This window comes from Planktothrix mougeotii LEGE 06226, assembly GCF_015207485.1.
Taxonomy (GTDB): Bacteria; Cyanobacteriota; Cyanobacteriia; order Cyanobacteriales; family Microcoleaceae; genus Planktothrix.
Map to the genome: position 1 here is coordinate 1 of NZ_JADEWU010000082.1, position 26,711 is coordinate 26,711.

The following is a 26,711-nucleotide window of genomic DNA, read 5'->3' on the forward strand; positions in this document are numbered from 1 at the left end:
TGTGTAGAAGAGACAGGTTTGTTGGTTAATGAGTGAGCAGAAGGCTTAAGGTCTGAGGGGGGAGTAGCTGGGGGAGATAGTTCGGGACGGGGGGCTGCGGGTTCAACGTAGATCATATCACCGGGTTGGGGAACGACAAGCCCTGTTGTCGGTTGATCAGCTTGGATGGCTATTTCATTTTTTAAGACTTCTTGAGCAGCTTGGAGTTGTTGTTCGGTAGCCCGCAATTGTTCTAATCTGGGATATTCTTGTGTCCAACTAGATTCGCCATAAACCGTTAAACCATAAACCGTTAACGTTGAGCCAATAATCAAGGATGTGAGCACCGATGAGGCCCGTTGTAAGGCAATAATAGAGCTTAACCATAAGGGTTGTGGCTTTGGCTTGGGCAGCACTTTAACTACGGTTGGCGTGGGTTGGGGAGACAGAGGCTCAACCAGAGGGACAGAATTCGTTAAGGGTGTTATAACCCGTTTTTTCCGAGCTTGATCAAAGGAAATAACTTTATTTTGAGTGGAAGGAAGATGAACGGAACGAGAAGGTCTGCGTTGAGGGGAAGAAGTTGATTTAAACGCTACAGCCATACAATTTTACCTACCTTGACTTCAGCTTTCGGTGTGGGGCAATGGAAACAGGGGTCAGGTTCGGTAGGAATGATGTCCACCAGAACCCTCTAACCTTTTATTTTTAAACTGACTTAGTAACTATCTAATCACGAAAAAACCCCAAAATATTGTTAAATTGCAGTTTCCCCTATTAATCGTTGATCAGTTTTATTTTTTTATGCTCCTGTTGCAGTTTAGTACATCTCATTACTGTCGGAAGGCTCGTTTAGCCTTGGGCTACAAAGGGATTTCTTATCAAGTGGAAAATCTCACCCCTGGCCTTCATACTCTCCAACTAAAACCTTTAACGGGACTGACAACGGTTCCCGTTTTATTGCCTCAATTAGAGGGTCAACCCCAGGCTATTGCAGATTCTACTCGAATTTTTAAGTATTTAGAACACCATTATCCTCAACCTCCTTTATTTCTCAGTGATCTTCAGCAACAGACCCAAGCCACCCTATTAGAAGATTGGTTAGATGAAAGTATTGGAACCGCGACTCGATTTGTTTATTATCAATTTCGTGCTGGGGACGGGAAAGTTATTGATCCCTCCCTATCGAGTCAATTGGTCATTCAAGTTGTCCGTTGGCAATATCAGATTAATTCGGCTACGGTTGAACTAGCTAAAACCCGCTTACAAACAGCCTTTGAAGTCTTAGCCGTTTGGAAACATCAGCCTTATTTAGTCGGGGATCAAATCAGTATCGCTGATATAACGGCTGCGGCACTTCTGAGCCCCTTAGCCTTGATCCCAGAGTATCGAGAGGATTACCCTTGGCTATTTGAACGGATCAAGGAAATTCACAGTCTTTGCCAAGAACCTTTCCCCCCAGGACTTTAGTTTCTTCGGTAACCAGTATCCCACGTTTGACGTGATCAGCATGGGATACTTCATCTCAACGATTGAGCCATTAAAACAACGGCAGAACGAGGACTAACGTGATAGTATTTTACCGAAATGGGAGGAGCCGCGCTTAAACTACTAATATCGTTGGGAACGACTAAAGCGGTGTCAACGAGACGATGCCAACGTTCATTTTTAGACAGAGGAGGAATTTGAAATTTTAAGGGTTCCCAATAGGCATTTAACATAATATGTAGATATTCACCTTTTTCGGGATGATATAAACTACAAGCAATACTGCGAGAGTTTTCGTTTAAATCGGGTTTTCCCAGGCGAACTCCATGCCACATAATATAAGGCAAATCGCTCTCAATATCCACTTCTAAAACATCATCTAATTGAAACAGATGGAGTTCTTTTTTAAAGCGAATTAAACTCTTTACAAACCGTAAAACATCAGGATGTTTGCCCACATCGCTCCAATCAAACCATCCTAATTCATTATCTTGACAGTAGGCGTTATTATTCCCAAATTGCGTGCGACAAACTTCATCCCCCATTAATAACATTGGGGTTCCTTGAGACAGTAATAAGATCACCCAAAGGTTTTTAATTTGTTGTAGGCGTAACGCTTGAATATATAAGTCATCCGTTGGCCCTTCAATGCCACAATTCCAGCTAAAATTACAGTCGGAACCGTCTCTATTTTTTTCGCCATTAGCTTCATTATGTTTTTCATTATAACACACTAAATCATTTAAAGTAAAGCCATCATGACAGGTGACAAAATTAACGCTACAATGCACTTCTCGATCAGGATGGGGATAAATATCAGGACTCCCCATAATCCGATAGGCTAACTTTTCAACTTGTTCTTCATCTCCTTTAACAAAACGGCGGACATCATCTCTAAATTGCCCATTCCATTCTCCAAAGCGATCGCCTGCTAAAGACCCAACTTGATATAATCCCCCTGCATCCCAAGCTTCAACAATTAATTTAGCTCCGGCTAATACGGGGTCAGATTTAATAATCCATAAAATCGGAGCATCATCAATGGGATTTCCTTCTTTATCTCGTGATAAAATCGAAGCTAAATCAAAGCGAAATCCATCGACGTGCATTTCTGAAACCCAATATCGTAGGCTATCAATAATTAATTGTCCTGAAATTTCATGATTGGCTTTAATCGTATTGCCACAGCCACTATAATTACTATAATAAGCCGGATTCTCTTTTTCTAAAATATAATACATACTGTTATCCAATCCTCGAAAGGATAACGTCGGCCCGTCTTCATTGCCTTCAGCCGTATGGTTATAAACCACATCTAAAATCACTTCAATTCCAGCTTTATGCAGTGCCTTCACCATATCTCGAAATTCATCTAAGGGGCCAAAGGCATCCCGACAAGAACTATATTGTCGATGGGGGGCAAAAAATGAAATGGTACTATATCCCCAATAATTATTACGAGGAGGAACGGCATCCTGTTCATCAAATTGATGAATGGGTAATAATTCAACGGCTGTAATTCCTAAATCTTTTAAATAAGGTATTTTTTCAATTAATCCAGCATAGGTTCCCCGTTTTTCAGGAGAAATTCCTGAATTAGGATTGCGGGTAAAACCCCCGACATGAAGTTCATAAATAATCGTTTGGGAGTAAGGTAATTCTAAAGGTTTATCTCCTTCCCAATCATAGGTGCTATTATCAACCACAACACCCTTTAAAGCTTGGGCAAAATTATTCCCAGGAACCGAAGCAGCAACTCGACTATAATTTTCTGTATTAACAATGGCTTTTGCATAGGGATCTAACAACAGTTTATCGGGGTCAAATCGATATCCTAACTCCGGTTCAAATAAGCCATAAACTCGATAGCCATAAATTTGTCCAGGTTTAACCCCCGTAACAAAAATATGCCAATAATAAAAGGTTTTATTTCGTTTGGGATCAAAGGGAATAATATGAGTGGGTTCAGCCGCATCCGGGCTATCAAACAATAATAATTCTATAGCAAGACAATTTTTAGAAAAAACGCAAAAATTCACCCCCTTGGGATAAACGGTGGCTCCTAGAGGAAAACTTTGACCGGATAAGACATCAAAATTCATGCCTTTAACTCCTTGCTGGTTTTCTGTATTGTCAATGGCTAAGTTCAATTGTTGTACCCCATTTCTTGTAGAATAATTCTCTGTGGAACAGAAATTTTGCTTTCTAAGTTGTAACGTTAACTTAGATTACCGTTAATTGGGGTACATTGCTTAGACAACTGATCGCAAGTGCTGAAAACAAGATAAACTAGCAGAAAATCCCTGTTTATTGCAACAAAACTGCCTGATATAGCAGTCCCTAGAACTGTTAGAACATAAATTGATGATAAAACCTAAAGGATCAATGGTTTTTCCGGGTTCCCTATTCCTTGCTATAAGTTGAATGTCGCCGTCAGAAACTCCTTGCTTAAGTATTGCCATCGCCGGAATGAGTACCTCCGTTGCTAATCATTTTGCAACTTGGGTGGTACAATCTCCTGATTGGAATGGATATGTTCACCACGATAGTAGCTGGCCAGAGCCCCTTTCCCAAACCTGGCAAGCTTGGCTAGAACTATTCTCACCCCATAGTATTCCCAATCGTCTGTGTTCTCCACCCACTAACAATTTAGCCTTAATTGCCACCTCTGATTCAGGGCGACAATTGAGTTATAGTACCCGTTTAATGCAACAATTGGGAATTAATCTCTGGCAATGGTTATTTCAGGGGTCAATTCAAGCTAGTTTACATCGAAGTCAAGGCATTGCGATCGGACAGGATCAACCGTTACGAATTCGTTTAGATTTAAGAGATGCTGATTTAATTCCCATTCCTTGGGAAACAATGCAACCCCAAGCTGGTCAACCTGCCATTTCCCTGAGTCAAAATCTGTGGTTTAGTCGTACCACCTTTGATGTTAACCCTCTGCCTCAACGGTTAGCAGCCCAAGGGTTGAATATTTTATTAATCTTAGGAGAAAATCAAATTGACACTGGTGTTGTGGAACAGGCATCTTGCCTGTTAAAACTAAAACTAGAAGAAGAAGCGATCTCATTAAGCAAAGCCTTTGAACAGTGTAGTCTTGATCCTCACGGAAATCAAATCGATCCCCATGTTTCCTGTGGCATCAAAACCTTAATTCAACCTACTGTTGAAGACTTAATTGCCGAGTTAGAAACCGATCGCTATAACGTTTTATTTTATGCCGGACATGGTGTTCCTGCTCCCGATGGCGGGTTATTATTTTTGCGTCCTGATACCACCGTTAATGGTACAGAACTCGCCCAGGTCTTAGTTCGATGTGGCATTGTTTTAGCGGTGTTTAATACCTGTTGGAGTGCTCAACCTGCGGTAGAACCCGTCTCAACTGCGTCTAATTCCCTATTTCAAGCGATTCCCAGTAGTAGTTTAGCAAAGGTTTTAATCCATCATGGAGTTCCGGCGGTGTTAGGAATGCGGGACTCCATTACTGACGCAGAGGCGTTAAGCTTTATTCAGGCCTTTGCCAGAGCGTTAGGAGAACGGCGTCCGGTAGATCAAGCTGTTGCAGTAGCCCGTCAACAATTGTTAGCTTTATATAAATTCAATCAACCCGCCTGGACGTTACCAATATTGTATATGCACCCGGAATTTGACGGGGTGTTAGTGCAGCCGTTAGAACAAATTAAGACAGAAATGCCAAATACGGCGGTAACGGGGTTTGGGGTTATTCCGAGAGCGTGGTTACGGTTAATGAGTTCGGTGGGAAATACCCCGGTACAAGCTTGGCCCGTTGATACCGGGTTAGTCCGGGTGGGACGGGGGGAAGGAAATGATGTGATTGTTTCTGAACAGTGGGTTTCTTCCAAACACGCTGAAATTTTTTGTCGTCATAGCTCCGATGGAAAAACACAACCGAATTATTTTTTAAGGGATTTTTCCCGTTATGGAACGTTAGTTTTTAATGCTCAACAATGGCAACGAATTCATCATCAAGAAATTCCATTAATATCAGGAATGCAGTTAAAATTTGGCAGTTCTCAAGGTCAAATATTAGAGTTTATTATTGAGGCTTAATAGGGAATTACGAATTACGAATTACGAATTACGAATTACGAATTACGAATTACGAATTACGAATTACGAATTAATCAGGGTTTAAGTTTTGTTTTGGTTTCAAAATCTAGTTTAAATAATAATTAACTATTATGAGCGATCCTAAACTTTTTCATTTAATAAACCGCGTCAGTTTTGGAATTACCCCTGGACAACTTCAACAGATACAACAGATGGGGATTGAAACTTATATTAAGACTCAACTTCAACCCCAAACAATTTCCTATCCAGCAGATTTAAACGATAGATTGAACCCTTTAAATACATTAGTTTGGCAACCCGGTGAGGTGATTTTAGCAGAAAAACAAACCGTAGAACAAGCCAAAACTCTAGGTTTAGATAGCAAATCGATGAACAAAATTAAGCAAAGTTTTAATCAAAAAATTATGCAGCAAGCGAAACGCGGACGTTTGTTAAGAGCCTTTGCAAGTCCGCGTCAATTGGAAGAAGTGATGGTTGAGTTTTGGTATAACCATTTTAATGTATTTGCAGCAAAAGATAACTTTACCCGACAGTTTTTTAGTTCTTATGAACAACACGCTATTCGACCCCATGCTTTAGGGAAATTTAGACAATTATTAGGGGCTACCGCTAAACATCCAGCGATGTTAGTTTATTTAGATAATTGGCGAAATACTGCACCAGGAAGTCCGGGTGCAAAGGGGCAATTTCAAGGCTTAAATGAAAATTATGCTCGTGAATTATTAGAGTTACATACCTTAGGAGTCAATGGAGGTTACACTCAAAACGATATTATTGTGTTAGCGAAGATTTTAACCGGGTGGGGACTGTTCCAACCCATTGAAAAAACCTCAACCAAAGCCGGATTTTATTTTGAAGAAGCTCGTCATGATTTTAGTAATAAAGTGTTTTTAGGATATTCGATTAAAGGGAGTGGTATTAATGAAGGGGAAGAAGCTCTTAATATTCTAGCACGACATCCTTCTACGGCTCAACATATTAGTTATAAATTAGCCCAAAATTTTGTTAGTGATAATCCTCCTGAGTCTCTAGTTAAAAAACTAGCTCAAACGTTTTTAGATAGTGATGGAAATATTACAACTGTTCTGCAAACTTTATTTAAAAGTGACGAATTTTGGAAGCCTAATATTTATCAAACTAAATTTAAAACTCCTTATCGATATATTGTTTCTATTATGCGAGTAGTTGGAACTGTGACCAATTTTGAACCTCTCGATGGTATCCTCAATCAATTAGGAATGCCTTTATATGGTTGTCCATCTCCTGATGGTTATAAAAACATTCAATCTGCTTGGTTAAATCCTGATGCGATGGTGCGTCGGAGTAGTTTATCTGTTCCTTTATCCAGAGGATTATTAGACGATGGAAAACCCATTGATGCCGAATTTTTAGCTTCCACATTAGAGAATAATTTTTCACCTCAAACTCGTTCTGTTTTAGAAAAAACCGCTCCTAATTTAAGAGGTGCATTAATATTAGGAAGTCCTGAATTCATGATGTATTAACCCGTAGGGTGCGTAAGTGTTAACGCACGCACCCATTTTTACTATAATTACGCACGCACCCATTTTTACTATAATTACGCACGCACCCATTTTTACTATAATTACGCACGCACCCATTTTTACTATAATTACAATTATCAAACCCATTTTTACTATAATTACAATTATCAAACCCATTTTTACTATAATTACGCACGCACCCATTTTTACTATAATTACAATTATCAAACCCATTTTTACTATAATTACAATTATCAAACCCAAAAAGGGGGTCATGATGAGTCAAACCCTAGAACAAGTACGCTGGACAATTCACGATGTCGAGGGACTACCGGAAAATGACTGGATACGTTATGAAATTCTCGATGGAGAACTATTTATGACTCGCTCTCCCCATCGTCGCCATCAACAGGCTTGCGTTAAGATTTCTACATTACTTGATACTTGGTCAGAGTCGAATAATTTAGGCGTAACCATTTTTGCTCCAGGTTTAATTTTTTCTGATATTGATAGCGTTATTCCTGATGTCGTTTGGGTCACTCATGAACGACTTGAACAAATTGAAGATGAAGCCGGACATTTAACAGGTGCACCTGAGTTAGTTGTTGAGGTTTTATCCCCTGGAAAACAAAATGAACGGCGAGATAAACAAGCTAAATTAAAACTTTATTCTATTACTGGAGTTCAAGAATATTGGATTGTTAATTATTTCACGAAACAAGTGGAAATTTATCGTCGAGAACAAGCACAATTAGTTAAAGTCGCAACTTTATTAGAAACAGACGAAATTACATCGCCGTTATTACCTGGATTTAGTGCTGTTGTTCGGTTGTTGTTTCCTTAAATCGATAACTAAATGCAGAAGAACGAACCGTTTTAAAGTCCGATATAGAATAACATTTTTCTAAATTATTTTTCAATTTATCTAACTTTAAAATAGCCTCTCCTACCGATGCTGCTAATAACGGAGGGACTGCATTTCCAATTTGTCGCCATTGTTGAGATAATGTCCCATAAAAAATATAATTAGATGGGAAAGATTGAATCGCGGCTGCTTCTCTGGGAGTCAGATAACGATCTTCTGTGGGATGATAATAAGTCGTTTTACTCGTATTAATTGTACCCGAATGGGAGTAACGATTTAAACGCTTTAATTTTGTTTCTCGAAATCGTTCTTCTCGAATATTTTTCCAATCTATATCATACCATAAGGGCGGCGGAAGATAGGCTAATTGATCTCGTTCATAACGAATTCCTTGGCCTTCAGGGATATAATGAATTCTTTTTCGTTCTAATTCATTTTTAATTTCAGCCGTTTTCAAATCATGGTTAAAGGTTTGACCTTCAAACTCTAATAAGGTGTTAAAAGCCCATTCAACTGTATGAGGTAAAGGTAAATAATCAGGATCTTTTTCAGAATCTTTGAATTTTTTTTCAGGATAAATGTTATTAACTCCGAAACGATTTCCTAATAAAATTGTTCGTCGTCTGGCTTGAGGAACACCATAATGATGAGCAGATAAAACCTTAACATCTACAGTATAACCCAATTGATTAAAACTGTTAATCATTAATGCTAATGTACTGTCATTGCGTTTTGCTAATAAACCTGTAACATTTTCCAGAATAATAAAATTAGGTTTAAACGCTTTTACAATTCGCAAAAATTCAAAAAACAAAAAATTGCGATGATCTTGTTTATCATTTGTTCCAATGGTTGAAAATCCCTGACAAGGTGGCCCACCGCAGATTAAATCGATGGTTTGATTTCCAATTATTTCTTGAATTGATTCCGTTGTAATTTGTCGTAAATCTCCTAAAATTGTTTGAGAATGGGGATGATTAGCTTGAAAGGTTTTTAAGGAAGATTGATCAAAATCAATTCCTAATAAACAGTTCATTCCTACCCTTTCTAACCCACAGGACATTCCCCCTGCGCCAGAAAATAAATCGATAAAATTCTTCATCCGTCTGCTATTAATTTATACCGTAATCAGATTCATTATAATATAATAGGGAATCGGAAATATCCAGACTATTCTGTACATTTTTACTTTTAATATAGCAAGTCTAAATCAGTTGTACATCAGACTTAAAATTCAATTCGTTGTTGGGGCGAGGCGCGCCTCGCCCCAACAAAGACATCCTGATACTTTTTTTTAGGATTAATAATCTTTATTATTATGAGATTATGAGTGTACAATCCCTTTAGACTCGCTATATAGAAGCTTGATAGGTAAAAATTTTAGGATTTGAATCTTAAAGCTAAAACAGGGAAGAAAATGATTAAAATTCTCTTCCCTGTTATTAGTAATTTTGGCTGAATGAGAACAGAAATACTGCTCATAAATGAAGGCTAAAAATCAAGTTTTAACACCCCTGCTCCTGATGGATTCACATCTCCTCTCATACCATCATTAAAGGTGGTTGTTTGGCGTAAAAAAGGATCAGAATCAATGGGTTGTGATGGGTTTAAAGTAGGATTAACTGTTTGATCCAGATATTCTTGGCTATATTCAAAAGGTTCATCCAATTCGGGCCCCCCTACAGGGAAAGTTAACCGAGAATTATTCCCTGCACTCATTTCAGGTGTTCCTAAATCATTGGCGAAACCTCTCGGAAGTTCAGCACTTTGTAGGGTGGGAATTGCAAATTCAGATCCGGTTAAATCTGCATTCAAAAGATTTGCACCGTCTAATTGAGCTTGAACTAAATTTGCATGGGTTAAATTAGCACCACTGAGGTTAGCATCATTAAATTCAACTTGATTTAAAAATGCACCTTCTAAATTCGCTTCCTTAAGATTTGCACCTTTTAAGTCTGCACCTTCTAAATTCGCATCGGCTAAATTTGCACCTGCGAGATTAGCATCTCGTAAATCAACACCAATTAAATGAGCGCCGCTTAAATTAGCTCCTCTCAAATCACACCCTTGACAAAACCGGGTTTCTAATAATTGTTTTAGATCCTGAGAGTTTTGTGAATAGGCTGGAGTCGTGACTCCAAAACCGAGTAGAAGCACTGTGGCTGCTCCAAATATTGCTGTGGATAGGATTTTCATACTTTTATCCTCCAATAGCTGCCACCCAAAAACCTACACCTGATAGTTTTCTGATTTCTATTATAAGCCAATTCAACGGCTGAATACTTCAACCATTAGGAAGATTTAATAAACTGTTGACTATTGCCCATTCCTCACTGATGACTGATAACTGATAACTGATAACTGATAACTGATAACTGATAACTGATAACTGATAACTGATAACTGATTATCTGATTATCTGAGGGTAACGAATTCTTCGCCACTGGTGGGGTGAATTCCCATTGTGTTATCAAAGTCTTTTTTAGTGGCTCCCATACTAACAGCGATCGCAATTCCTTGAATTAATTCTGCTGCATCTTTTCCCACCATGTGAGCCCCTAAAACTCGATCCGTATTAATTTCAACCACTAATTTTATAAACACTTTTTCCTCTGAGCCTGTGAAACTATGAAACATCGGACGAAACCGAGCGGTATAACATTTAATATTATCGCCAAATTTTATCCGGGCTTGGGTTTCTGTTAATCCAACCGTTGCAGCTTCAGGGTTAGAAAATACAGCCGTGGCAATATTTTCATGGGTAATAAATCGAGGTTGATGACCGAATTCTGTATCTGCAAATGCTCGTCCTTCTGCGATCGCAACGGGGGTTAAATTCATCCGATCAGTACAATCTCCCACTGCAAAAATATTAGGTTGATTTGTCCGACTATCAAGACTGACTTGAATGGCTCCTTTCCCATTCACTTCAACTCCAGCATTTTCTAACATTAATCCGGCTAAATTTGGTTTACGACCTGTCGCACAAAGCAGGGCATCAACCGTTAAGGGTTCTGTGTCATCCTCCTTAAAAAACAACTGTAATCCGGCTTCGGTTTTTTCTATTTTTTCAATCACTTTTTGAGTTATAAAATTAATCCCATGACTCGCCATTCCCCCTTGAATATTGCTGCGAATATCCTCATCAAAGCCATGTAAAATTAAATCTCGGCGAATAATTTGGGTAACTTCACTGCCTAATCCTTTAAGAATATTAGCAAATTCAACACCAATATATCCCCCACCCCAAACTGCAAACCGTTTCGGTTGTTCAGCAAGTAAAAACATTTCACGGGAGGTAATACTATGTTCAATTCCGGGAATATTGGGTTTAACAGCTTCTCCACCCACCGCAATTAAAATTTTATCGGCTGTGATAGTTTTCTCGCCCACTTCTATTGTATGAGCATCAATAAATTTAGCATAGCCAGAAATTAATTCAACTCCAGCTTTTTCCAAAAAACTAATATGCAGTTGACTTAAGCGTTTAACTTCTGTATCAACGGCTGTAATTAATTTATTCCAATTAAATTTAGGGCGAGGAGACCTCGCCCCTACCGCCCATCCATAACCTTGAGCATATTGATACATATCAGAAAATTGAGACGCATAAACCATCAATTTTTTAGGCACACAACCGCGAATTACACAAGTCCCACCGACTAAATCATGTTCTGCGATCGCAACTTTTGCCCCATAGGATGCCGCCCGTTTTGAAGAAGCTAATCCACCCGAACCTGCACCAATCACAAACAAATCATAATCATAACTCATAATTCAATAGCCTCTTTATGACAAGTTCAACGTTAATCCATCGAATTAATTTTAAACTCTATTTTAATCTTCTGTTGGAACTTCTTTGAGAGTTGGGAATTCTATACATATTAATTCTCTATCGAGTAATATCATGGTAATTTCCCAACCCCTAACCCCATCAGATCTGTTATCGGGATTATTTTTATTAACGGAAAATGCCGATACCGTTGAAATTGCACCGGGGGTCTTAGGGGTTAATCCTGTCGCTATCTCCAAATATCCTAACGGGTTAGCCGCTTTAGGTGGAAATGATTCTGTTCGAGGGTCTATAGACTCAGAACAAATGGCCGGAAATCAAGGTCAAGATACTCTTGATGGCCAAGGGGGAAATGATACCCTGCGGGGAGGTCAAGAGTTGGATATCCTGTATGGCGGTGCGGGTAATGACGTACTTAACGGTAATTTAGGGGATGATTATCTCTATGGAAATGAAGGGAATGATTTCCTGCGAGGGGGTCAAGGAGACGATGCGTTAGTCGGAGAAGCCGGAAATGACACCCTCATCGGTGATTTGGGGGTTGACCGTCTCTGGGGAGGTGAAGGTGCAGATGTGTTTGTTTTGCGTACCAATACCGCAACTTCCCCGCCTGAAGACTGCGGTTGTAGTGGGATTGAAAATCTCGACACCATTACTTCTGACTATATTCTCGATTACAATGCAGCCCAAGGGGATGTGATTGGGTTAACGGGGGGGTTAACAGTTAATGATATTGTCTTAACCCAACAAACTCTAACCTATGGGGATCTGCGAGATTATCAGAGTAGTGGCCCCTTCCCGCCCGACCAGATCAGAACCCTGGATTTTCAAATTGAAACAGCATCCGTAACGGTGATTACAATAGCCAATACGGGAAATATTTTAGGGTTAGTTAAAGGGGTTACACCGACACAACTTCAGTTTGTCTCCGTTGAGAATAATATTCTCGGACAAGGATAAATATCTACTAATTCCGGCAAAAACTTCTAAAATTGAAAACAATTGTCCAATCCACCTCTAAAATTATTCATCTCAATGTTGAGTTCTTTTTATTTACGTCGTTTCCAGCATCTCATTGTGTTAGTAATAGGTGCTGTTTTTTTCATTCCTGTTCATCCGGCGTTATCGTTAACGAATGAGGAAGCACAAGCCTTTAGTAGCGAATACATGAAAGGCTGTTTGCAAGGAATTAATCAATCGGGTCTTGATCCAGCAAAAGGTGAACAGTATTGTCGTTGTACACTGACAAATTTGCTCAAACTTCCCGATGAAAAATTGAAGTCTTTAGCAGTTTTGACAGAACAAGAGATTATGCAAGATTCAGCGATTCAGGGTGCTATTACAAGTTGTCTGGCTAACTATACCCAACCCAATCAATAGTTCATTGAACTTGAACAGGGAACAGCAAACTCATTTCCTATTCCCTGTTCCCTGTTCCCTATTCCCTGTTCCCTACATTTAAAGAATTTGAGACAGAAATTTTTGAGTCCGTTCTTCTTTAGGATTATTAAAAAATTCTTCTGGGGTTCCTTCTTCTACTAATATTCCATCCGCCATTAATACAATTCGATCCGCTACTTCTCTTGCAAATCCGACTTCATGGGTGACACAAACCATCGTCATCCCGGAGTCAGCTAAGGTTCGCATCACGTCTAAAACTTCTCGTACCATTTCCGGGTCTAAAGCAGAAGTCGGTTCATCAAATAACATAATTTTAGGCTGCATTGCTAATGCTCTAGCAATAGCTACCCGTTGTTGTTGACCCCCAGATAATTGACCGGGATATTTTTTCGCTTGTTCTAAAATTCCCACCCGTTCTAATAATTGTAATGCCACTGCTTCCGCTTTTGCTTGGGGCCAACGTCGCACCCAAATCGGAGCTAACGTCACATTTTGTAAAATACTTAAATGGGGAAATAAATTAAATTGTTGAAACACCATTCCCACTTCTTTCCGAATTTCTTCAATATTTTTCAAATCATGGGATAAATTAATTCCATCAATGATAATACTTCCCTGTTGAAATTCCTCTAACGCATTAAAAGTGCGAATAAAAGTCGATTTTCCTGAACCCGATGGCCCCATAATCACAACCACTTCCCCCCGTCTGACGGAAAGGCTGACCCCCCTGAGAACATGAAAATTATTGCTATACCACTTATGCACATCGGTTGCCAGAATGGCATAATCTTCTGTTGCAGCTTGAACTGAGTCGGTAGTGGGTTGTATTTGTGTCATGGCTTTAAATGGGGGGTTAGTGGTCAAGCAGTTAAGTTTGTCCTCTATTGTACGGTGTTTGTTCCTTGAAAGCGGAAGCGATCGCTACTTTTCAACATAGGAGATTGTCGTTTTGTAGGAGAGGGCGTTTATGAATTAAAAATTGATTATGGCCCTGGTTATCGCATTTACTTTGGACAAATAGGAGTAAGGATTATACTGTTACTGTGTGGGGGTGATAAAAGTACCCAAAAACAGGATATTGATCAAGCTCAAAAATACTGGAAAGATTACAGGACATCAGAAAATGCTTAACAGTTTACCATACCAACCCTTTCTGATCTCACGACTTCAAGACCTAACCTATGCAGCAGGTTACATCGAAACTTGTTTACTAGAAACTTCTCCAGAACCGGAATTATTAAAACTGGTTTTAACTGATGTTTCTGAAGCATTAGCACCGCAAACTATGACCCCAGAAGAAGCTAAACAACATTTAGCACAGTTGGACGAAGTATTATCAAAAACAGGACAGGACGCAATTTATAGTTTAGGGTTTTGGCTAAAATCTTTAGGATTAAAATTATCTGTCAATGTATACCAACTAAACCCCAGTAAATCGGACTCAGAAACTCCCGTTTTACAAGAATTATTATCTAACCCAAAAAAAGAAGGATAAAATACCAAATGTGGTTGAATTACCTACGCTATCATTTAGTCCGCGCAGGCGGACTTTGTTTTTATAGCTGCGAATTCTATACACCCAAACAAAAACAGTCTATTTATGTTCCGTATTCAACTGTTTTTCTAATTTTTGACTCGCAACAGACATCGCATAACAAAATATCCAGTAAAGAATTCCAATAAATAGGTAAACTTCTAAATAGCGTCCGAGAAACTTGGGATTTGCTAAAATAGATCGACTCATCCCCAATAATTCTACTAATCCTACAATTGATAATAACGTTGTATCTTGAAATAAACTAATAAACTGACCTACAATAGCGGGAATTGAAACCTTTAAAGCTTGGGGTAAGATAATTAAACTGATGACTAAAGGTGTATTTAATCCTAATGCTTTTGCAGCTTCTGTTTGACCTTTGGGAATGGCTTGTAACCCGCCTCGGATGTTTTCAGCTAAATAAGCTGAACTAAACATCGTTAATCCAATAATAGCGCGTAAAATCCGGTCGGGTCGTGTTCCTTCGGGGAGGAATAATGGAAGTAACACTTGTCCCATAAATAGAATTGTAATTAAGGGTAATCCCCGAATAATTTCAATATAAATAGTTGATAAAATACGAATAATCGGTAAACTACTTTGTCGTCCTAATGCTAATAATATCCCAATGGGAAAAGACAATAAAATACTAACAATTGACATCAATAACGTTAACATCAGTCCTCCCCAAAGGTTGGTTTGGACAACTTTTAATCCGATCCCACCTCCAATAAACCAAATACAAATTATTAATAATAAAAACCAGGAAAAAGGCAACCACTTACCTAACTTTGGGGAAGTATTTCCTATGATTTTACCGCCCCAAGCTCCTGCTACTAATAATAATAGCATTCCTATCAGGAGGAAACGTAAAATAATGGGAACTGGAGTAATAACTGCCAGAATTCCAACAAATCCCAAAATAACTAAGGTATTTTTACTAAATAAAAGTCTTGAATTTCGGGCTAAAAATCCCCAGGTAATACCCGAAAGAACAGAAATTATCCCTAACATTACCCATAAACGCCAATATTGATCACTGGGAAATCTCCCCACAAAAAACAACGGTAAATTAGCCGGAATTACACTCCATTTAGCAATTGTAAATGCCCAGGACATAAACCTTGTTAACATGAACAATAATAAGGCACTAATTCCCAAGGTAATCAGGGTATTATACCACGTATTAAATAGATTTTTTTGCAACCATTCCTTGGCGCTTAATACGGCGATCTGAGGCGGTTGCTGAGATGGGGTTGATGGTACAGAAGTCATGGTAAAGAATAAATGTTGAGGGTTGACAGTTGAAACCTTAATTTATCTTTCTCGTAATTGAACACTGCGGTTTAATTGATTCATTCCTAAAGAAATAAATAGATTAATCGTGAGATAGGTTGCCATAATAATTAACATCACTTCAATCGCCCTTCCGGTTTGATTAAAGGTAGTATTGGCAACATTATACACATCCGCATAAGCAACGGCGACCGCTAAACTAGAGTTTTTTGCTAAGTTTAAATACTGACTATTTAACGGTGGAATAATCACCCGTAACGCTTGAGGAAATACGACTAACTGCATGACTAAACCTGATTTTAACCCTAAAGATCGGGCGGCTTCCCATTGACCTTTAGGAACAGATTGAATTCCCGCCCGCACAATTTCAGCAATATAAGCGGCTGTATACACGACCAAACTTACTAGAAGTGTTGTAAATTCAATGGTGAGTCTTAATCCTCCTTCAATGGTATTGGTGGTAGGATTAAACATTGGACGTTGCCAATTTAATCCTACCGTTAATGTTAATAAGGCAATGATTCCAATAATACCTAAAGTAATCAATTGAGGTTGTCCAGATTCTCCTCTTTCTACCATTACTTTGGTTCGTCTTTTCGATACAATGAAAGCCGCGATCGCACAAATCACTAAAATCCCTAATCCAATTATCCCTTGCATTCCTGATGGCCAAGGTAGAAAAATTCCTTGTTTAGACAAGAAAATTGAATTAAAAATGTTTAAACTTTCTTGAATCAGTGGAAATTGGACAAAAATTCCATACCAAAATACTAACTGTAATAAAAGGGGAGTATTGCGGACAATTTCAACATAAATTAATGATAACTGACGCAATAGCCAATTATCCGAAAAACGGGCAATACCAACAGCAATTCCCAATAATGTTGTGAGGATAATTCCAAAAAACATCACCCGCAGAGAATTCAATAATCCCGCAAATAAAACTCTGCTATAGGGATCAGTGGGAGTATAGGGAATTAAACTATCGAGAATATTAAATCCCGCCGATGTATTTAAAAAATCAAAGCCAAAATTACTCCCAGTTTGTCTCAGATTTCGAGTTAGGTTTCCGCCTAAAAGTGCGAATACACTAACCACAATCACAATCACTAAAATTTGTAAGGCAATGCGCCAAAATCGGTCATCTCGCCAAAGGGGGATTTTTTGATCTCCGTTGGTTGTCATATCAGTTATCAGTTATCAGTTATCAGTGTAGAGACGCGCCATGGCGCGTCTGTATCAGTTATCAGTTATCAGTGTAGAGACGCGCCATGGCGCGTCTGTACCAGTTATCAGTTATCAGTCAACAGCAATCAGTGAAAGAAATAAAATTAAGATTTTTAGGCGTTGAAAACAACTGTAACTGCTTCTTAACTCTTGCACTGATAACTGATAACTGTTGACTGATAACTGATTTTAACGGAAAGGCGGAGAATACATTAAACCGCCATTTGTCCACAGGGCATTTTGTCCACGGGGAAGCTTAAATTGTGAACCTTCACCGAGGTTGCGTTCATACACTTCACCATAATTCCCAACGGCTTTAATCGCATTAGCCGCAAAATCATTACTTAATCCCATCCCTTTCCCTAGGTCGCCTTCTGTTCCCAAGAATCGTTTAATATTAGGATTATCACTGGTTTTAAGTTGATCAACATTGGTTTGGTTCACCCCTAATTCTTCTGCTTCAAATAACGCAAAAGTTGTCCATTTAACCACATCAAACCAAGTAGAATCATTATTGACTGTTAGAGGGCCAAGCGGTTCTTTAGACATCGTAACATCCAGAAGAAGATGTTCATTGGGATTAGGGAGGGTACTGCGACGAGCGACCAGTTGAGATTTGTCAGACGTCATTCCTTGACAACGACCTTCAGCATAAGCAGCATAAGCGGGGTCAGCTTGTTGAAAGGTAACGGTTTCAAACTGGATACCCCGTTGACGCATCGCATCGGTTAAATTCAATTCCGTTGTGGTTCCCGCTTCTACACAAACCGCTTTTCCTTGAAAATCTTCTAATTTAGTAATTCCACTATCTTGACGCACCATCATCCCCTGACCATCATAGAAGGTTGTCGGGGCAAATTCTAAGCCAACGGAGGTATCCCGGCTAATTGTCCAGGTGGTATTGCGAGAGAGCATATCCACTTCTCCCGCTTTTAACGCTTCAAATCGTTCTGTAGAATCCAAATTGCGAAATTCAACAGCATTAGGATCACCTAAAACAGCCGCGGCGACTGCTTTACACAAATCCACATCCAAACCGGAATATTGGCCGCTTTCATTCACAAAGCTAAATCCGGGAATTTTACCATCGACGCCACAGATTAGCTTTCCACGTTGCTTGACAATATCAAGGCGACTTTGACCCGTTCCCGAATTACTAGCAGATGTTGAGTTTCCCCCGGGTGAAGTTGTATTCGTGCTAGTAGTATTGGATGATTCACAGGCTGTTAGGGATGCCACTAACAAGAGTGTTGCTACTAGCAAAGAGCCGCATTTGTGCATAGTTTTATATTGCTCGTGTATAGATTAGGCAAGTTTAGCGTTCTAAAGGTGTTGAGGTTATGAGCTCCCCAGGAGTTACCTCAAACGCTTTAAGCTTACCTTAATGTGGGAATTTTCCCTGCAATTTTTTGAGCAAAATTAAATCGGGTAGAGGGTTAAGATCATCACGGTTTTCCTCCAACTCATCAGATGACCTTAAATTTCCTCGAACCGACAAATATAGAACAAATGGATTTTAAGCTGAAGCCTCTCCAGATAAGCGTGCTTCCGCCATATCCCGAATCAAAGAAATGCGAGAGCAAATGTAATCCGTTAAGAGATCAGCTTCGTTTCCGTTGATAGAAGCTTCTTTATTGAACTGTTTCAGTAAACACTGGACAAGACTCGCATCATCAAGAGTAACCAGAGTGGATGCTTGGGTCTTTTCGACCAGTGACCAAAGTTGACGAAGCATTGTAGGAGTCATAAAACCTCCGATGGATGCAGTTTTGTCGGTTTTTATACAGAAAAAAACGCTGTTATTCTGCGTGAGCCAGAAAGTAGTCTTTCTCCGTCATCAGGAGGCTTAATACTTTCTTTAAATTTCAAGAATAACCGAGTTTACTCAAATTTGACGGAAAAAAACACAAGATGTCACAACAATTACAACTCTCTTAATCTAGTGAATTAAATCTTGACAAATGGTTGATTGTAAAGTTAAGATTTGAAAATTTTGTTGTCTATTCAGTATTATTACCGGGTATCCCCTGCCATTTTTACTTCGGTTGGGGAACCAAAACGGTTAAAGCTTGGGGGATGACTCGAAAATGAGCGGGCGTCCAGGTGGTAATTTCCCCATCGGTGTTAATGGGGTAGGGTTTACTGGTATAAATTTGAAAGTCTGAACCAGACAGGGTTCTGACTCCTAATTCTTCCCGATGTCTTCCGGTTCTCAGGGTTAACCACACCCAAGGAATTTGCCACCAATGTTTGATTTCTAAACTGTAAAGGTCTAAACGTTGATCATCAATCGTGGCATCATGGACAATGGACATTCCTCCTCCATAATATTTGCCATTCCCAACGGCAATTTGTAAGGTTTTGACCCGTTGTATTTGACTATCTACTTCAATTAAAGCACGAAAAGGTCGAGCCGTTAGCGTAGCTTGAATTGCAGCCCAGACATAGGCTAAGGCTCCCCAGTGCTTTTTAGATTTTTTGGTCAGTTTACGAGTAATCTTCACACTCAATCCTAAACTGGCCACATTAAAGAAGTGTTTACCATTCACCCAGCCTAAATCAATCTTTTGTTGATGTCCACAGGCAATAATTTGACAGGCTTCGGTCACAGAGGCGGCAATTCCTAGGGTACGGGCTAAGTCATTGGCCGTACCTAAAGGGACTATTGCTAGGGGTAAACCCGTTTCTACCAACCCATCCACCGCCGCATTCAGGGTTCCATCTCCCCCCCCGACAATCACAAAATCCACTTGATCTTTATATCGTTGAATGGTTGAGGTAAACTCTTGCGGATGTTCAGGGGACTCTTGAATAATATCAAAATCCAAGGCTTGAAGTTGATAAACCACTTGCGATAAATTCTTTTGGGTTTTGCGCGCATGGGGATTGATCAAAAGTAAAGCCGTTTTCGGATGGGCAGGTTGGGGAAAATTTGCCATAACAGTTATCAGTTATCAGTTATCAGTTATCAGTTATCAGTTATCAGTTATCAGTTGGCAGTTGGCAGTTAGAACAATCATCAATGGGGTTAAAATCTTCATGATGGCTGTAATAGTGAATAGCTAACCCTTTTACTGATGAGTGATTACTGCCGAAGGAACCCAAACCTAAAGATTTCTCAATCCTATTCTAATAGTTTTCTCGATTTGACTAAAAGCTGTCAATTGATAACTGATCACTGATCACTGATCACGGATTAAGCGACTTCTGTGGGAATACCAACCCGTTTGCGTAGAGATTCAGCCCGACGTTTTGCGGTTTGATTATTGGGATCAATTTTTAGGGTTTGCTCATAAGTTTCTAAGGCTTGGCTGGTTAGCTTTTTCTTCTCATACGCATAACCCAAATTATTACAAGCAGTCGGATAAATGGGATTTAATTTTAAGGCTTCTTTATATTGGCGAATGGCAATATCATATTGTTCTTTAGCTAGATGAGCATATCCTAAAGCATTATAAATCATGGCTAAATTTTGGGGATCTTCCTCTTCCCCAACTTTTAAGGCTTTTTGTAATTGGGTTACGGCTTGGGAATAGAGTTTTTTATCGTTATAAATACTTCCTAATTGATAGTATTCTTGTGCAGTTCCCGGTTCTTTTGCTAATTTAGTTTGCAGATCAAACAGGGTGATTTCTGTACGACGAGTTTTCAGAATTTGACGAATCAGGAAAACAATAGCGCCGGAAAGTAACACCACTAAAAGTAATAAATAGGCAATGGGAAGATTAGTATCCATGATTAAAACTGTAAAATTTTAATTAACTTGAAACACAAAGGAGAAGGATCAAATGCAATCGATCCTTCACCTTAGCCGATAATTGGCAATCTGTCTCTTGAGTTTAACAGTCTGTTTTAATAAATTAAAACTACTTTGCTCCGCTTTTGGCCAGATCAACCACTTTCCCAAAGGTTTCAGGATCTAAAACAGCCAGTTGTGCTAACATTTTGCGATTGATTAAGATATTGGCTTTTTTCATATTGCCAACTAACTGACTATAGCTGATGCCGTTAATTCGAGCCGCTGCATTAATCCGAGTAATCCACAACCGTCTAAAGTCCCGTTTGCGGTTCCGACGATCTCGATAGGCATTTTTCAACGCCTGCATCACTCTCTGATTCGCGGTGCGGAAGTTGGTAGACTGACACCCCCGGAATCCTTTGGCAAGTTTCAGTATTTTTTGGCGGCGTTTGCGAGCAACATTACCGCGTTTAACTCGGGTCATTTTACGTTTCCTTTAATTAAAATTTGCTTAGAGGCTTACAAATAGGGCAGCATCAAACGCACGTTGTCTTCTTGAGTCTCACTCACTAAGGCCATATTAGACAGATGGCGTTTGCGAGCAGGGCTTTTATGTTGTAATAAATGGCTTTTATAAGCCCGACGACGTACAATTTTTCCACTGCCGGTGACTCTAAAACGTCTGGCTGCGGATTTACGAGTTTTGAGTTTGGGCATGGATTCGCCTAAATTCGACACAGCCTACAATTATATCATGGGAGTTGAAATTCCCACAAGGGGAGGGAATAGGGAACAGGGAATTACGAATTACGAATTACGAACAGGAATTTCACGGCCCTGGGGTCTAATCAGGAACAGCTATACTAGGATTCTGGGTTGACTCTCAGATGCTGGACTTCAACAACGGTATGAACATTACCGCGCGGGTTAAAATCTCCTTTAATTCTGACTTCTAGGGGGTCAGCAGCAGTTACAAAGTCATCTAAAATTTGATTAATCGATTCTTCGTGGGAAATATAGCGATCGCGGTAACTATTGATATAGAGTTTAATAGATTTTAATTCCACAACTCGTTCGTTAGGAACGTAGGTTAAATAAATTGTGGCAAAATCGGGATAACCGGAAAAGGGACATTTGCAGGTAAATTCGGGTAAGGTAATTTGAACCTCATAGCGACGGCCAATTCTGGGATTCGGGAAGGTAATCAATTGTCCTTGGGCAATTTCCCGTTCACCATACTTTAATGCTTCTGGACTGGTAGCGGGAGATTCTGGAGTTTCAGTGTAAGAGTGGCTCATGAAATTGAGATTCAACAGGGACTCTTTAAAGTTTAGTGAATAGAACGGAAGTTTTTCTGAAATTTCTTAAAGAAATTGGTTCAAAGCGTTCTAATGACAGTTATCCTGAAACATAACAAACTAACCTGACCCACCAGGTTAATTTTATCAGTTCCCAATTGATGTTCACCCTTGATCACCCGCCCTATGCAAAATGCTGACACCTCCAGCCCTAATCCGTCAGTGACATCGAGTAACTACTCTCCATCTATTCCGATTTCTATCTATCGAGAAGTCACGGCTGAGTTACAAACAGTTCAATCTCAATTAGAAGCCCTCAAAACCCAAAATCACCAGCTAACGCAACAAAATCACCAGCTTCGTCAAGAACTGGAAAACGTGGTTCAAGCCGCAATTCAGTTGCACCAAGCGATTAATAAAGCTCAAAATGTAGGTCAAGGAAAAAAATCTTCCTTTACACCTCCAGGAGCTAATTCTTTCAATTTGGACGTTTCATCCCCAGTGAGTGGTTCTGGGACGGCTGCGACTTCTCCGTTTCTGGATATCGCCCCTGGTGTTACCTCCCAACCCCAAGCTCCTGAACCGAATTTTCCCTTTCCCCAGGCTCCTCAACAACAACAACCTTTAATACCAGAAGTCGCGGAACCCTTTTTTACAGAACAACCGGAGGCTCGGTTACGCCCCCTGTCAAAATCTCAGCGTTCTGAACTGAGTGGATTTTGGTTAATTGTGTCGATTGTGGTGATTGTTGTCGTTGCTTTTGGTGCTGGGTATTGGATTGTTCGTCCTTTGTTAAACCAACAGCGTTAGATTGCTCAGGAATTGCTGCTCAAAGATGATTTTGTGAATTATTGACACTCTCGTTTCTGCGGACAGAATTAGTTTAATCTAATTTGTAGACTTCCTCGGTTTCAATAAATCTAATCTCGTTTGACACACTCCCCCAGCCCCTCGACCCCATGGAGAGGGGAGGATTTTTGTTACTCTTAAATAAAAAGTTAGATTTAAAAATATTAATTACTCCCCCTTCCCTTGCAGGGAAGGGTCTGGGGGATTAGGTCATATAAATTTTCCGAGAAAATGAAACAGCCCTGGGGGGGCTTCTAATATGTTATCGTGTCCCGTCTGAGATGTCGGGTTAACGGTCAACTCTCAACCACCTTGTCGCTCCCGCAAGGATTCATTAAACTGTATAGAGTCTAATAATTTATTGATTTTACTAATCCTAAACCCTTTCCATTTGTTCAAAAAGGAGAAAAAGCCGTGTCTGTTCAGACAGTACAAAAGAATGAGACCGTTAGAAAAATTGCACCCCGTTATCGGGTTTTGCTGCATAATGATGATTTTAATTCGATGGAGTATGTCGTTCAGGTGTTGATGAAAACCGTTCCGAGTTTGACTCAACCCCAGGCGGTGAGTATTATGATGGAAGCCCATACCAATGGTCTAGCGTTGGTGATTACTTGCGCTCAAGAACACGCAGAATTTTACTGTGAAACCTTAAAAACTCATGGACTCATCAGCACCATTGAACCCGATGAATAAACTTCCTCAATGATAGGACAATAGGTTTGAAATACGATTTTGAATTTTTAAGAAACTATCCTGCTTTTCTGAGAATTGTTATTTTTCTCCTCATGTTGGTGTTGCTTTGGCTCCCCTTGGCAGCACCTTTTTATTTATGGGTGAGCGATCGCAATTTTGTTAGTATTATTACATTGATTTTTCTCTATGTCGAGTTTCTGATTTTAATTCACTTTTGGGCAAAATTAATTTATCGTGAATCTCACCCCCTAACTCGTTATGGGTTAGTTTTTAATTCTAAAAATTATCAGAATTATTTCCAAGGATTAGGATTAGGATTAATCAGTTTAATGGGATTATTCTTAATCGAATCTCTATTCGGTTGGGTGAAATGGCAATCTCCAAACGCTGATTTTTTCAGAATTAGTTTAGAAGGGTTTTTAGTCGCTTTTGGGGTGGGGTTTGCGGAAGAATTATTTTTTAGAGGATGGTTACTGGATGAATTAAACCGAGATTATTCCCCGAAAATTGCGTTAGGAATCAATAGTTTAATTTTTGCAGGGTTACATTTTATTAAACCTCTATCCGAAATTCAAAGAACAGCCTTACAATTTCCAGGGTTAGTCTTATTAGGATCAATTTTAGTGATCTCTAAACTAGCTTGGTTTCCCGCTTCTTCCCCTCGTTTAACGTTAAGTCCGTCTGGTTGGTTGGGTTTGCCGATGGGGTTGCATGGGGGGTTAGTTTGGGGATATTATATGATTAATGTGGGGCAACTGATTGATTATTCGGATACGGTTTCTGAGGCGATTACCGGAATTGATCAAAATCCGTTAGCTGGGGTGATGGGGTTGTTTTGTTTGGGTGCGATCGCAATTTTTATCTGGAACAAATCGTCCTGATCGGAAATTGCCTTAATCCTATTCCTTATTTACTTGCTTTAGGAGCGGCGACTAATATTGGTTCTGTAGCAACAATTAACGGGAATCCTCAGAATATTTTAATCGGTTCTTTTTCCCAAATTCCCTTTTTAGAATTTGCCCAAGTCTTAACTCCCGTTGCGATTTTGGGGTTAATGGTACAAATTGCCTTATTGTGGTTATTTTATCCTGATGTTCGTTCCTTAAAACCCCTTGTGATTCCTGCCCGAATTCGGGTGAAAATGGTTAGACCTTTATTAATCAAAACCGTTGTGATTACCAGTGGATTATTTGTTGCTTTTATAGCGGGATATCCATTAGGAATTTCGGCATTAACGGCCGCCGCTTTATTATTGATGACTCGTCGCATTAAACCCGAAAAAATCTTAAAACAAGTGGATTGGGATTTATTAGTGATGTTTTCGGGTTTATTTATTCTCACCGCCGCCACCGAACGCTTAAATCTGCTACAAATTTTTACACCCTTTGCGGAAACTACCGCCGGACTGTTAGGAGTAACAGTAATTCTTTCTAATTTAATTTCTAATGTTCCGGCGGTGTTAATGATGCAGCCTTTAATTAACCCCCAGGATACGAAATCTTGGTTAATATTAGCAGCAGCATCTACCTTAGCCGGAAATCTAACGTTATTGGGTTCCGTTGCGAATTTAATTATAGTAGAATCTGCTGCTAAATTGCGTTATAAAATTACATTTATAGACCATTTAAAGTTTGGTGTTCCTGTTACTTTAATAACGCTTTTAATCGCCTATTTTTGGATTGAATTAACAGTAGCTTTGTAGGTTTATTCCGCATCAAAATAGGGCTAAAGAGTTAATACATTCGACCATTGGGCAGGGTTGCACCGCATAAAATGGTATCTTGTAAATCAGCCCCATTGAGTTTAGCATTTCGCAAACTTGCCCCTGTTAAATTTGCCCCTTTTAAACAAGTCCCCTCTAAATTAGCCCCCCACAAATAAGCGCCTTGAAGATTAGCATTGGTTAAGTCTGCACCGGATAAATCAGCTAAATTGAGATTTGCATGACTCAAATCAGCATTTCTCAAATCAGCATCCCGTAAGTCGCCTTTCATTAAATTAACGGAAACGAATTGTCCGCCTTTTAAAATGCTTTCATGTAAATCGACTTCTTGTAAATTCGCGCCCTCTAAATTAGAAAATCGCATTTGAGCAGCGTGTAATGCGGTTCCCATTAAGTTAGCACCCGCCAATTTTGCGCCACTCATTTTAGCCTCATTCAGGTCTAACCCACTAAAATCAACGCCTTCTAATTGCAAGCCATTTAGAAACGCGCCATTGAGTTTAACATTATTTAACTGCGCTCCTTTTAAATTAGCCCCACTTAATCTCGCACCACTTAAATTTGTCCAGTTTAAATTGGCTCTTTCTAAATTAGCAGACCGCAGGTTAATTCCGTTGAGATTTGCCCCACATAAATTGACCCCTGTTAAATTCGCCCGAAATAAATTAACCGATAATAGGATAGCTCCACTCAGTTTCGCATTGGTTAAATCGACTCCATTTAATTGCGCTCCTTGTAAGTTAGCTTTGGTTAAATCAGCTTCAATTAAATAGCTGCCTTTTAATTTTGAAAAACTTAAATTGGTTCCATATAAAAACGCTCCATTTAAGTTAACATCCATTAAAAAACAACGTTCTAAATAAGCTCTCGCCAGAGAAGCATCTTTTAAACGTGAAGTAGATAAATTAGCTTGATTGAGGGTCACTCCAATTAAATTTTCCGCCGTTAAATCTAACCCTCTAAAATCTCGTTCTCCGCGAAGATAGCGTTCAACGATTTCATTGCTTTTCATCTTTCCTCCTCTGTGGAGACTCCCACTGAACCTGTAATCAGGTCAGTGGTGAGAGGAAACAGAGGGTAGGGTTTATGTTGCATACAAGTAACCATCCTTTTTGTGAATCATTGTGCAATATTTGTGACTAATTCCTTGAATTAGTCCTGGTTTTGTATTGATATTAAAACTCCCACTTGAACGAACCGCAATCCGCCCAATATAA

At 39.4% G+C, this 26,711-nt stretch carries 27 protein-coding genes and 1 pseudogene; 12 read left to right on the forward strand and 16 right to left on the reverse strand.

Going from position 1 to position 26,711, the window contains the following annotated elements; all coding sequences use genetic code 11:
• The coding region (locus IQ236_RS23275) for a hypothetical protein (protein ID WP_193871494.1) at positions 1-584 on the reverse strand (584 nt) is incomplete at its 3' end.
• Between the two features lie 199 nt (positions 585-783).
• Between IQ236_RS23275 and IQ236_RS23280 the strand changes: the two genes are divergently transcribed.
• Entirely contained in the window at positions 784-1,449 is a 666-nt protein-coding gene (locus tag IQ236_RS23280; protein ID WP_193871495.1) for a glutathione S-transferase family protein, read from the forward strand.
• A gap of 50 nt (positions 1,450-1,499) precedes the next feature.
• On the opposite strand, the gene glgX is transcribed toward IQ236_RS23280, so the two are convergent.
• Positions 1,500-3,569: a glycogen debranching protein GlgX gene (glgX, locus tag IQ236_RS23285; RefSeq protein WP_193871512.1), complete on the reverse strand. Its 2,070-nt coding sequence runs from the start codon at positions 3,567-3,569 to the stop codon at positions 1,500-1,502.
• Between the two features lie 322 nt (positions 3,570-3,891).
• Here glgX and IQ236_RS23290 point away from each other — a divergent pair, with 322 nt between their 5' ends.
• From IQ236_RS23290 to IQ236_RS23300, 3 genes are all read left to right on the forward strand, one after another.
• Entirely contained in the window at positions 3,892-5,544 is a 1,653-nt protein-coding gene (locus tag IQ236_RS23290; protein WP_193871496.1) for a CHAT domain-containing protein, read from the forward strand.
• A gap of 131 nt (positions 5,545-5,675) precedes the next feature.
• A complete protein-coding gene (locus IQ236_RS23295; protein ID WP_193871497.1) occupies positions 5,676-7,070 on the forward strand; it encodes a DUF1800 domain-containing protein in 1,395 nt (464 codons plus the stop codon).
• Positions 7,071-7,347: 277 nt separating this feature from the next.
• Complete coding sequence (locus IQ236_RS23300) at positions 7,348-7,914, forward strand: Uma2 family endonuclease (RefSeq protein ID WP_193871513.1); 567 nt, start codon at positions 7,348-7,350, stop codon at positions 7,912-7,914.
• Here the strand turns inward: IQ236_RS23300 and IQ236_RS23305 are convergent.
• From IQ236_RS23305 to gor, 3 genes are all read right to left on the reverse strand, one after another.
• A complete protein-coding gene (locus IQ236_RS23305; RefSeq protein WP_193871498.1) occupies positions 7,883-9,037 on the reverse strand; it encodes a DNA cytosine methyltransferase in 1,155 nt (384 codons plus the stop codon). The genes IQ236_RS23300 and IQ236_RS23305 overlap by 32 nt on opposite strands.
• A 389-nt stretch (positions 9,038-9,426) precedes the next feature.
• A complete protein-coding gene (locus IQ236_RS23310; RefSeq protein WP_193871499.1) occupies positions 9,427-10,131 on the reverse strand; it encodes a pentapeptide repeat-containing protein in 705 nt (234 codons plus the stop codon).
• A 219-nt stretch (positions 10,132-10,350) separates the two neighbouring features.
• On the reverse strand, positions 10,351-11,709 hold the full coding sequence (gene gor, locus IQ236_RS23315) for a glutathione-disulfide reductase (RefSeq protein ID WP_193871500.1): 1,359 nt from the start codon (positions 11,707-11,709) through the stop codon (positions 10,351-10,353).
• A gap of 133 nt (positions 11,710-11,842) precedes the next feature.
• On the opposite strand from gor, the gene IQ236_RS23320 reads away from it, so the two are divergent.
• A complete protein-coding gene (locus tag IQ236_RS23320; RefSeq protein WP_193871501.1) occupies positions 11,843-12,688 on the forward strand; it encodes a calcium-binding protein in 846 nt (281 codons plus the stop codon).
• Positions 12,689-12,763: 75 nt separating this feature from the next.
• Positions 12,764-13,108 (forward strand): hypothetical protein, encoded by a 345-nt coding sequence (locus tag IQ236_RS23325; RefSeq protein ID WP_193871502.1) that lies wholly within the window; start codon positions 12,764-12,766, stop codon positions 13,106-13,108.
• A gap of 78 nt (positions 13,109-13,186) precedes the next feature.
• Here the strand turns inward: IQ236_RS23325 and IQ236_RS23330 are convergent, their stop codons facing one another.
• Positions 13,187-13,966 (reverse strand): amino acid ABC transporter ATP-binding protein, encoded by a 780-nt coding sequence (locus IQ236_RS23330; protein ID WP_228041817.1) that lies wholly within the window; start codon positions 13,964-13,966, stop codon positions 13,187-13,189.
• Between the two features lie 93 nt (positions 13,967-14,059).
• On the opposite strand from IQ236_RS23330, the pseudogene IQ236_RS23335 reads away from it, so the two are divergent.
• Together IQ236_RS23335 and IQ236_RS23340 are read left to right on the forward strand one after the other, a co-directional pair.
• Positions 14,060-14,260, forward strand: a pseudogene (locus tag IQ236_RS23335) (type II toxin-antitoxin system RelE/ParE family toxin); the annotation flags it as partial.
• The gene (locus tag IQ236_RS23340; protein ID WP_190517124.1) at positions 14,253-14,624 is read left to right on the forward strand and encodes a transcriptional regulator; all 372 of its coding nucleotides are present in this window, start codon (positions 14,253-14,255) and stop codon (positions 14,622-14,624) included. The pseudogene IQ236_RS23335 and the gene IQ236_RS23340, both read left to right, overlap by 8 nt.
• A 99-nt stretch (positions 14,625-14,723) precedes the next feature.
• Here IQ236_RS23340 and IQ236_RS23345 read toward each other — a convergent pair whose 3' ends face one another.
• The 9 genes from IQ236_RS23345 to queF all read right to left on the reverse strand — a co-directional run bounded on the left by IQ236_RS23345 (position 14,724) and on the right by queF (position 22,226).
• Positions 14,724-15,941 carry an amino acid ABC transporter permease gene (locus IQ236_RS23345; RefSeq protein WP_193871503.1) on the reverse strand — a complete coding sequence of 406 codons (1,218 nt, stop codon included), beginning with the start codon at positions 15,939-15,941 and terminating at the stop codon, positions 14,724-14,726.
• Positions 15,942-15,983: 42 nt separating this feature from the next.
• A complete protein-coding gene (locus tag IQ236_RS23350) occupies positions 15,984-17,147 on the reverse strand; it encodes an amino acid ABC transporter permease (RefSeq protein WP_193871504.1) in 1,164 nt (387 codons plus the stop codon).
• A gap of 231 nt (positions 17,148-17,378) precedes the next feature.
• A complete protein-coding gene (locus IQ236_RS23355) occupies positions 17,379-18,470 on the reverse strand; it encodes an amino acid ABC transporter substrate-binding protein (protein ID WP_193871505.1) in 1,092 nt (363 codons plus the stop codon).
• A gap of 235 nt (positions 18,471-18,705) precedes the next feature.
• Positions 18,706-18,936, reverse strand: a complete 231-nt coding sequence (locus IQ236_RS23360) for a hypothetical protein (RefSeq protein WP_072718602.1) — start codon at positions 18,934-18,936, stop codon at positions 18,706-18,708.
• 289 nt (positions 18,937-19,225) lie between these two features.
• The gene (locus tag IQ236_RS23365) at positions 19,226-20,128 is read right to left on the reverse strand and encodes a lipid kinase (protein WP_193871506.1); all 903 of its coding nucleotides are present in this window, start codon (positions 20,126-20,128) and stop codon (positions 19,226-19,228) included.
• A gap of 257 nt (positions 20,129-20,385) precedes the next feature.
• Positions 20,386-20,925, reverse strand: coding sequence for a tetratricopeptide repeat protein (locus IQ236_RS23370; RefSeq protein WP_190517134.1), 540 nt, complete (start codon positions 20,923-20,925; stop codon positions 20,386-20,388).
• A 130-nt stretch (positions 20,926-21,055) separates the two neighbouring features.
• Entirely contained in the window at positions 21,056-21,412 is a 357-nt protein-coding gene (gene rplT / locus IQ236_RS23375; RefSeq protein ID WP_072718599.1) for a 50S ribosomal protein L20, read from the reverse strand.
• A 35-nt stretch (positions 21,413-21,447) separates the two neighbouring features.
• The gene (rpmI, locus tag IQ236_RS23380; RefSeq protein WP_072718598.1) at positions 21,448-21,645 is read right to left on the reverse strand and encodes a 50S ribosomal protein L35; all 198 of its coding nucleotides are present in this window, start codon (positions 21,643-21,645) and stop codon (positions 21,448-21,450) included.
• A gap of 146 nt (positions 21,646-21,791) precedes the next feature.
• Positions 21,792-22,226 carry a preQ(1) synthase gene (gene queF / locus IQ236_RS23385; RefSeq protein WP_193871507.1) on the reverse strand — a complete coding sequence of 145 codons (435 nt, stop codon included), beginning with the start codon at positions 22,224-22,226 and terminating at the stop codon, positions 21,792-21,794.
• A gap of 186 nt (positions 22,227-22,412) precedes the next feature.
• Between queF and IQ236_RS23390 the strand changes: the two genes are divergently transcribed.
• From IQ236_RS23390 to IQ236_RS23405, 4 genes are all read left to right on the forward strand, one after another.
• Entirely contained in the window at positions 22,413-23,036 is a 624-nt protein-coding gene (locus IQ236_RS23390; RefSeq protein ID WP_228041818.1) for a hypothetical protein, read from the forward strand.
• Between the two features lie 453 nt (positions 23,037-23,489).
• On the forward strand, positions 23,490-23,771 hold the full coding sequence (gene clpS, locus IQ236_RS23395) for an ATP-dependent Clp protease adapter ClpS (protein ID WP_193871508.1): 282 nt from the start codon (positions 23,490-23,492) through the stop codon (positions 23,769-23,771).
• 26 nt (positions 23,772-23,797) lie between these two features.
• Complete coding sequence (locus tag IQ236_RS23400) at positions 23,798-24,652, forward strand: CPBP family intramembrane glutamic endopeptidase (RefSeq protein ID WP_265578703.1); 855 nt, start codon at positions 23,798-23,800, stop codon at positions 24,650-24,652.
• Positions 24,607-25,473 (forward strand): SLC13 family permease, encoded by an 867-nt coding sequence (locus tag IQ236_RS23405; RefSeq protein ID WP_193871510.1) that lies wholly within the window; start codon positions 24,607-24,609, stop codon positions 25,471-25,473. Before IQ236_RS23400 ends, IQ236_RS23405 begins: the two co-directional genes overlap by 46 nt.
• 31 nt (positions 25,474-25,504) lie before the next feature.
• Here the strand turns inward: IQ236_RS23405 and IQ236_RS23410 are convergent, their stop codons facing one another.
• Positions 25,505-26,506 carry a pentapeptide repeat-containing protein gene (locus IQ236_RS23410; RefSeq protein ID WP_193871511.1) on the reverse strand — a complete coding sequence of 334 codons (1,002 nt, stop codon included), beginning with the start codon at positions 26,504-26,506 and terminating at the stop codon, positions 25,505-25,507.
• Between the last annotated feature and the right edge of the window lie 205 nt (positions 26,507-26,711).